The organism is Tardiphaga sp. GW821-FHT12E02 (assembly GCF_058807155.1).
On sequence record NZ_JBXAQK010000001.1, the window covers coordinates 5,828,525 to 5,836,391 of the forward strand.

Here is a 7,867-nt window from a genome sequence, read left to right on the forward strand (position 1 = left end):
TCATTTGAACATAGCGAAGGGTTTCGATCGCTTGGCGATTTTCAGCCCCACGATCGGATTTTTCTCCGAAACGTACATGCCCTCTGAGGCAGCAAAAAAGCCAGTGGTGAGGACGATGAGCGACTACGCTGATACTTACAGCGCCTGGAAGGCCGATCCTATGGGATTTTGGATGGCCGCCGCGCGGGACGTCGAATGGTTCTCCCCGCCTACGTCTCCGTTTTTTTCGTCCATTAAGCCCTACGGTCGCTGGTTCAGCGATGGCGTCTGCAACACCTGTTTCAACGCGGTAGACCGTCACGTCGCCGCAGGGCGCGGCAATCAGGCCGCAATTATCTACGACAGCCCGGTTTCAGGAACCAAGCGGACCGTTTCCTATTCGGAACTCCTGCGAGAGGTCCAGGCATGCGCCGTAATGTTGGAAAAGCTGAGAGTCAGGCGTGGCGACCGTGTGCTGATCTACATGCCGATGGTGCCGGAGGCACTCTTCGGGATGCTCGCCTGCGCCCGTATTGGCGCAATCCATTCGGTCGTATTCGGAGGTTTTGCTCCGCGTGAACTGGCTACGCGAATAGATGATGCCAAGCCGAGCGTCATCCTATCGGCGTCCTGCGGCATCGAAACCAACCGTGTTATCGCCTACAAGCCGCTCCTCGACGAAGCAATCAACCTCGCCTCCCACAAGCCGTCGGCATGTGTCATTCTTCAACGGAAGCAGGCACATGCCGAAATGCTCCCCGAACGTGACCACGATTGGGAAACCAGCGCGTTGCGCGCGGGAATCGACATCAAAAACGGGCGGCCCGCCGAATGTGCTCGATTGGCTGCAACCGACCCATTGTACATTCTCTACACTTCCGGAACGACGGGGAAACCCAAGGGCGTCGTGCGCGACAACGGCGGACACATGGTGGCCATGCGATGGACCATGTCGGCTATCTACGGCATGAAAGCAGGCGACGTCTTTTGGGCGGCGTCTGACGTGGGCTGGGTCGTCGGACACAGCTACATCACCTATGCGCCGCTGATCACGGGTTGCACGACAATCCTTTACGAAGGAAAACCAGTAGGCACACCGGATGCTGGTGCCTTCTGGCGCGTCATTGCAGAACACAAGGTGCAGGTTTTGTTCACCGCACCGACCGCGGTACGCGCAATTCGTAAAGAGGACGCCGAGGCCAAACTGCTTAAAGACTACGATCTCTCGCATTTCCGCGCACTGTTCCTGGCCGGAGAGCGTGCCGATACAGACACCGTTCGTTGGGCCGAACAAGTTCTTGAAGTCCCGGTCATTGACCATTGGTGGCAGACCGAGACTGGATGGTCGATTGCCGCAAATCCTCTCGGACTTGGGTTGCTCCCTACAAAGCACGGTTCATCTAGCCTTCCGATGCCCGGTTATGACGTTGAGGTTCTCGGAGAGGACGGTAAGGCCGTCGGTCAGGATGAGATGGGTTCAATCGCGCTTCGTCTGCCCCTTCCGCCTGGCGCTGCAGTGACGCTTTGGAATGCTAACGAGAGATTTGAAGCCAGCTATCTATCCTCATTTCCCGGTTTCTACGACACCGCGGATGCGGGCTATCTCGACGCGGATGGCTATATCTGGATTCTCGGCCGGACCGACGATGTCATCAATGTTGCGGGGCACCGCCTCTCGACCGGAGCAATGGAGGAGGTCGTCGCGTCACACCAGGCAGTCGCAGAATGCGCCGTCGTCGGTGCCAAGGACGATCTCAAAGGGGAACTGCCCTGCGCTTTCGTCGTCCTCAAGAACGACGTTCGCGCAGATCACGATGCGATACGCGGGGAAATCGTCGGTCTTGTTCGGTCGCAGATTGGAGCCGTTGCAGCTCTGAAGCGGGTTCTGATCGTGGATCGACTTCCCAAGACCCGATCAGGCAAAATCCTGCGTTCGACCATCAAGCGCGTACTCGACGGCGAAGAATACACCGTTCCCGCGACAATCGAGGATCCGACGGCGATCGTCGAGGTCGAAGGCGTGATCAACGCGAAGCTATGAGCTTCGCGTTGATCATCAGATGGGCATTGGAAGCGGTTTGTCTGGGAGCGCGTGGGTAACAAGAGGTGACGACCGGTGTCCGAGAAACACCGGTCGATTGGCGTGACTGAACATCAAAGGCAACACTTCTGAAGCGCGGATCCTGCCATACCAGCCGGAACGACATTCACGCTCCCCGAGATGCGCGACCTCATCGGCTCGAACGGTCGGCCCCACCAGCAAAAATGGCGTTGCGTCGGCTGTGTGCAGCACGCCGCCCGATGACGGCGTTGCATGGTCTCCCGTGACGGCAACGATCGCGCGGTCGGCGAGCGCATCAAGCCCTTTCAGACCATCATCGAGCGCCTCGATGACCTTCCTCTTCTCGTGAGGCCGACGGGCATGGCCCGCCTCATCCGTCGCCTTGGTATGAACGTGGACGAAACGCGCGCCCCTCGCGATCAAGCGTCTCGCAATCTCAACACGCTTGAGCATATCCTGAGCGTGATCCTTCATCGGGGCTTGGTGTTCTGCTTGCATATCAAGGATACGTGCCAGCCCGCGATACATCCTTGAATCCGTTACGGCCGCTCCAGCCACTCCGCAACGCTGTTCGAATGTCGGTATACGCCGCCTCGTCCCGGACCACTTGGTGGTCAGAACATTCAGTGCAGGCTTGTCGAGAGCTTCCCGCGCCTTATTAACGTCGCTCGCAATGAATTTTTCGCGTGCGGCCGTCAGAAACCCATTCAAATGATCGGCGAACGCCTCCGTATCGGAAGAAGTCGCCCTGACCTTCAGCCATGGATGGAAGGTCTCGAAGAACGGATCGGAGTCGGTGACCTCGCCATGCGAGAAATCAGGAAACGTCAGCAATGCCTCTCCGCGGCCCATCGGGCGTAGCTGGGCACCGAAACTCCTTAGAAGAGGCTGCAACTCGGTAAAAAGCGTTCTCGCGTCAGCCTCGTCTTCTTCCGTGCGCGCGGTTCTGCCGAAAATCCTCAGCTCGTTGCCGACAACTTCCGACGTCCTCACGCAGGCGAATGTCGTCGCCACGTCGAGAGGGATCTCAATGTCGGCGCCGAGACCTTCAAGCACGGCGCGTCCAGGGAACGGGACGTCGCCGAAACCAAACATCGCCCAATGCGCTCGCTCGGAAGCTGCCGCGGGACCCCAGCCAAACGGAACATGCCAGCCCGTAGCGCCCCGTCTCGTCAGTCTGTCGAGGGTGGGAGTAACCGCGGCCTCCGAGGGAGTAAGTCCGTCGTGCTCCAAAAGCCCGCGATCGCCCAAACCATCCAAGATCACCAGAACTGACGGCAGACGGTCATCAACGGAACGAGGTTGATCTTCGCCGTAGCCCAGATGCTTCATACCCGATCTCCCCACGGAGTTTCTCGAAGGAACTCCTCAATAAGGTTCACTGTCCCCGGCGCAACTAGCGTCCGCCAAGAACCACCCTCGCCAGCTATTTCGAGCCGAATGTCGCTTGCAGAAAGACGGGACTGGTTATCCCCTTCCATCAGTTCCACCTTGTAGCCACCCTGCCTGAGGATGTCGGCCTTCTGCCTCTCCCAATCGCTGTAGGCGCGAACGAAATGCGTAGCTGCCCTTGGAACATACTCATGCCAGTGACTCGCTCTAGTTAGATCGAACGGCACGATCATGGACCGGTGTTGCATGCCCGCCGTTTCAAGCGCAGCCGTAATCAATCGCGCACGCTCATGAAAGGTGAATGGGTTTGCAGATTGAGTGTGTCGATGCGCTGACGTCTGCTCGTCATGCCGAGCACCAACGTCGGGATTTGTGATTGCAACGATCAAATAGTCCGATTTCTGCAACGCGATCGAGAACAGGTCCATGTGCTGATGATGCAATGGCTGGAAGCGACCGGTCACACAAGCAAAGCGGTTCACTGACCACCTCCAGAAACGACGACGGATCCTGCAGGTCCACTATGAAGGAATTCTCCAATGATCTCGGCGTCACCGTCACCCGCTGCGTGCAAATCCGAAAGGACTTGGTCGGCGGCATTCGCGGGGACCGCGAGCAACAGGCCACCGGATGTCTGGGCGTCGGCAAAGAGCAATTGATCGACTTTGTCGAGGTCGCCGGGATCGAACCAGCCCGAATCAAGAGCGGCTTCCAAGGTACGGCGACTGCCACTCGGTCCGTACCCTGCTTCCACAAGCTCTCGAACGCCGCGCAAAAACGGCCTGGCCGAACGGGACAGTCGTGCCGACAGACCTGCGGCCTTGGCCATTTCATGAAGATGGCCAATTATGCCGTAGCCCGTAACATCGGTACCGCCTTGCAAGCCGTGGCGCCCTGCGACAGTCGCGGCGCTTGCGTTCGGTCGGGTCATGATGGCGATAGCGTCGTTGACCAAAGGATTGGGCGCCGCTCCCTTCTTGATGGCCGTAGCCACCACCCCAACACCTGCCCGCTTGGTCAGGATTAGCTTATCGCCGGGACATCCCCCTCCTTTGACCAACATACGCTTCGGATCCACCTCACCGATTGCGACCAAGCCGTACTTTGGCACCGGGTCCACGATGCTGTGACCGCCGACGATGACCGCTCCACAATCCTGAGCCGCCTTTGCACCGCCTGACAGAACCTGCCGCAGCACCTCTTCCGGAAGTTCTGTCGGCCAACACAAGATGTTCAATGCAAACAGCGGGCGTCCGCCCATGGCGTAGACGTCCGAAATCGCGTTGGTCGCCGCTATCCGCCCCCAATCGAAAGCGTCGTTCACGACCGGCGTCAGAAAGTCGGTCGTAACGATAAGGGCTCGCTCCTCATCGATCTGATAGACCGCCGCATCGTCGGGTGGCGAAAGACCGACGATGAGGTTTTCGCCAACGCGAGAAGTCCCGCCGATGTTCTGCAGCATTGACAGAACCTGACCGAGCGCCGCCTGCGGAAGTTTGCACGCGCAACCACCCGCAGGCGAGAAATCGGTCAGAGGCCTCAATGCGGAGCTCACGGATTATGCCGCGTTGCTAGGCCGAAGACGGCCACGGGCAATGGCATTCAACTGAATTTCAGACGCGCCTGCGGGAATTCGCAGGTTGCGCGCGATCCGGAACAGTTTCTCCTCCGGCAATCCCTTGGTGAGGCCTTTTGCTCCGTGAACCTGGATGGCGTGATCAGTCAACCGGAAGAACGCCTCGTCATTGATCAGCTTGATCAAGCTAATGATGCGAGGAACGTCGCGATGCAACGGAATGTTGAAGGCTCCGAGTTGATCGACCTCTTCCTGCGCAATAAGCGACGTCGAACGGGCCTGATAGAATTCAGCATCCATTCGAGCAATGAGGTGTTGAACCGCTTGCAACTGCGCCAAGGTCTTGCCGCCCGACTTGCGTTCGTTGGCATACGCGGTCGCCCGGTCGATGAGCCAGGACCCCCAACCCGAACACATGCCTCCGCGGCAAAGACGGCGCCAGTTGATCCACGACATCGCAAGGGCGAAACCGTCGCCGATCTGACCGACGATATTTTCCTTTGGAACGCGCACGTTTTCGAAAATAAGCTGACCGGTCAGGCCATCGTCGAGCATAGTCGGCTGGTCCGCACCTCGCTGAAAGCCGGGCGTCTTGGCATCGACAATGAACATCGACATAGACTTCGTACCCGCCCCCGGGTCAGTGATAGCCGTGACTTGGTAGAAGTCCGCAAAATGGGAGTTGGTTATCCACGCCTTGCGGCCGTTGATAATCCAATCCGAGCCATCGCGTTTCGCGTGGGTCTCCATTCCGAGCACGTCGCTGCCGACGTTCGGTTCCGTGTTGGCAAACGCCGTGCTGAGTTCGCCGCGCATCAAGGGTGCGAGGTATTGATCCCGCAGTTCCTTGGATATGTGTTCGATTGCCGGGTTCGGCCCCTCGGTCCAACCGAGCGCCGCCAGACCAAGTCCCAAGCCGCTGTATCGATAAACGTGCTCCTCGACATAGTGCATCTCGACACGGCTGAAACCGCCGCCGCCTAGCGCTGTGGACACGTGCGGCGCATAGAACCCCTGCGGTCCAGCGCGACGCTGGACTTCCCGTCGGGCCTCCCACACCGCCGGATGCATACGGCCTCTGTCATCGAGATGAGGCTGCCAAGCCGTACCTACATTCTGGCGAGCCAACTCTTCCTCCAGCGGGAAAACATGCTCCTCCAAAAACTTGTCGAAGCGGGAGGTGTAGTCGCGAACTCGCGACGTCGGCGCGATAGAACCGCTCTGAGGACCTTCACCCATGGCCATAGTTTCAAGACTCCCTGTGGAAATTTTGACTCACCGTTTGAAAATTCTTACACCATTCAAATCTCGCATTCAAGGGACCTTCCCTGTTGACCAAGGGTAAAAAGCCGGACCACTGATACGCTAGAGTTTGACGGTAGGCGGATCCAGAAACCGGAGCAGAAAGCATATTGGGAGACGCTATGACGACCTTGGTCGCAGGAACTTCTACAGACCGTTACGCAACTCACGTCGTATTGAACCAAGCCAAGCCGGCAGCCAACTTCAATTCCTTCTCTGGCGACGTCGTGCTCCGAACCGCAATTCAGCGAGAGGCACCTTGGGCCGCAGATCGTTGCGAGGCCCTCGGAGCCTTAGCGGGCGATGAGGACGTCCAAGAACTCGCCCGGTTGGCGAACCGACATCTTCCCGAACTCAAAACGCACGATCGGTTCGGCAATCGCATCGACTGGGTCGAGTTTCATCCAAGTTGGCACCAGTTGATGTCGCTTGCATGGAAGCACGAGGTTCCAAATCTCGCTTGGCGGACAAATCAGAAGAACGGCCACTACGCGCGTGCGGTGCTCTCCTACGTCTGGAACCAGGTTGAGTCCGGAACGGCCTGCCCGACGGGCATGGCTTACGCCTCCTATGCGGGTTTCGAGGCCGAACCTGCCCTTGGAATTTGGGCAGAGAAATCGAAGGGCACCGAATACGAGTTCAGCCGCCGTGAGGTGGCAGATAAGCCGTCAGTGGTCATCGGCTATGCCATGACCGAGAAGCAAGGTGGTTCTGATCTCCGAGAAACGCAGACCGTTGCACGGTTCTCGCACTCAGAAGATTCCTATGGGAAAACGGCACACTGGTACGAACTCACCGGTCACAAGTGGTTTTGCTCGGTCCCGCAGTCCGACGGCTTCTTCACACTCGGTAAGGTCAATGGCGAAGTCACCTGTTTCTTCCTTCCGCGAACACTCCCGGATGGAAGCTTCAACCGGTTCTTCGTTCAACGACTGAAAGATAAGGCTGGCAATAAGTCCAACGCATCGAGCGAAGTGGAGTATGCAGGCACGCTGGCTATCCGGGTGGGTGAAGAGGGCCGCGGGCTTCGCGAGATCTTGTCCCACGCGCACCTGACGCGTCTGGACTTCGCAATTGGTTCGGCTGGCCTTATGCGCCAATCGCTCACGCTGGCACTGCAGCACACGATGACGCGAAATGCATTTGGCACACGCATTGCGGATCGGCCGATGACTCGAATGTTCTCGCCGACATGGCAGTCGAGGTCGAGGCGGCAACATTGATGGCTTTACGCGTTGCAAAAGCAACGGATCAGCTCTCCGATGTTGAACATGAGCGCCTCTTGGCCAGAGTTGCGACCCCAGCCGCGAAGTTCTTCAATTGCTCGCGAGCTCCTTCCATCGCTTATGAGGCCTTGCAATGCCATGGCGGCAACGGTTTCATCGAGGAAAATCCCATGGCCCGAATCTATCGAGAGGCCCCCCTCAATAGCGTGTGGGAGGGAACCGCCAACATGATGTGCATGGACGTCAGGCGCGCATCTGCTCGATGGGATTGAAGTCCGGGCTGTAGGGCGGGAGGTAGAGCAGCCTCGCCCCGGCGGCCTCGATGGTCTC

The 7,867-nt window shown here is 58.4% G+C and carries 7 protein-coding genes and 1 pseudogene; 3 read left to right on the plus strand and 5 right to left on the minus strand.

Translation table 11 applies throughout. The features are described from left to right. The first annotated feature begins 115 nt into the window (after nucleotides 1-115). On the plus strand, nucleotides 116-2,020 hold the full coding sequence (locus AC1RQ5_RS27385; protein WP_493203228.1) for a propionyl-CoA synthetase: 1,905 nt from the start codon (nucleotides 116-118) through the stop codon (nucleotides 2,018-2,020). Nucleotides 2,021-2,035: 15 nt separating this feature from the next. Here the strand turns inward: AC1RQ5_RS27385 and AC1RQ5_RS27390 are convergent, their stop codons facing one another. Genes AC1RQ5_RS27390 through AC1RQ5_RS27405 form a run of 4 tightly spaced genes read right to left on the minus strand, consistent with a single transcriptional unit; the run spans nucleotide 2,036 to nucleotide 6,254 of the window. After that, nucleotides 2,036-3,373, minus strand: a complete 1,338-nt coding sequence (locus tag AC1RQ5_RS27390; RefSeq protein ID WP_493203230.1) for an alkaline phosphatase family protein — start codon at nucleotides 3,371-3,373, stop codon at nucleotides 2,036-2,038. After that, a complete protein-coding gene (locus AC1RQ5_RS27395) occupies nucleotides 3,370-3,915 on the minus strand; it encodes a hypothetical protein (RefSeq protein WP_493203232.1) in 546 nt (181 codons plus the stop codon). The genes AC1RQ5_RS27390 and AC1RQ5_RS27395 overlap by 4 nt, the downstream gene beginning before the upstream one ends. Then, nucleotides 3,912-4,988 carry a selenide, water dikinase SelD gene (gene selD / locus AC1RQ5_RS27400; protein WP_493190155.1) on the minus strand — a complete coding sequence of 359 codons (1,077 nt, stop codon included), beginning with the start codon at nucleotides 4,986-4,988 and terminating at the stop codon, nucleotides 3,912-3,914. The genes AC1RQ5_RS27395 and selD overlap by 4 nt, the downstream gene beginning before the upstream one ends. Before the next feature lie 3 nt (nucleotides 4,989-4,991). Continuing rightward, nucleotides 4,992-6,254 carry an acyl-CoA dehydrogenase family protein gene (locus AC1RQ5_RS27405; protein ID WP_493203234.1) on the minus strand — a complete coding sequence of 421 codons (1,263 nt, stop codon included), beginning with the start codon at nucleotides 6,252-6,254 and terminating at the stop codon, nucleotides 4,992-4,994. A 179-nt stretch (nucleotides 6,255-6,433) separates the two neighbouring features. On the opposite strand from AC1RQ5_RS27405, the gene AC1RQ5_RS27410 reads away from it, so the two are divergent. Then, entirely contained in the window at nucleotides 6,434-7,534 is a 1,101-nt protein-coding gene (locus AC1RQ5_RS27410; RefSeq protein WP_493203236.1) for an acyl-CoA dehydrogenase family protein, read from the plus strand. Next, the gene (locus AC1RQ5_RS27415; protein WP_493203597.1) at nucleotides 7,534-7,809 is read left to right on the plus strand and encodes an acyl-CoA dehydrogenase family protein; all 276 of its coding nucleotides are present in this window, start codon (nucleotides 7,534-7,536) and stop codon (nucleotides 7,807-7,809) included. The genes AC1RQ5_RS27410 and AC1RQ5_RS27415 overlap by 1 nt, the downstream gene beginning before the upstream one ends. Here AC1RQ5_RS27415 and AC1RQ5_RS27420 read toward each other — a convergent pair. Beyond that, nucleotides 7,793-7,867: pseudogene (locus AC1RQ5_RS27420) on the minus strand (transposase); the annotation flags it as partial. The gene AC1RQ5_RS27415 and the pseudogene AC1RQ5_RS27420 sit on opposite strands and share 17 nt — an antisense overlap.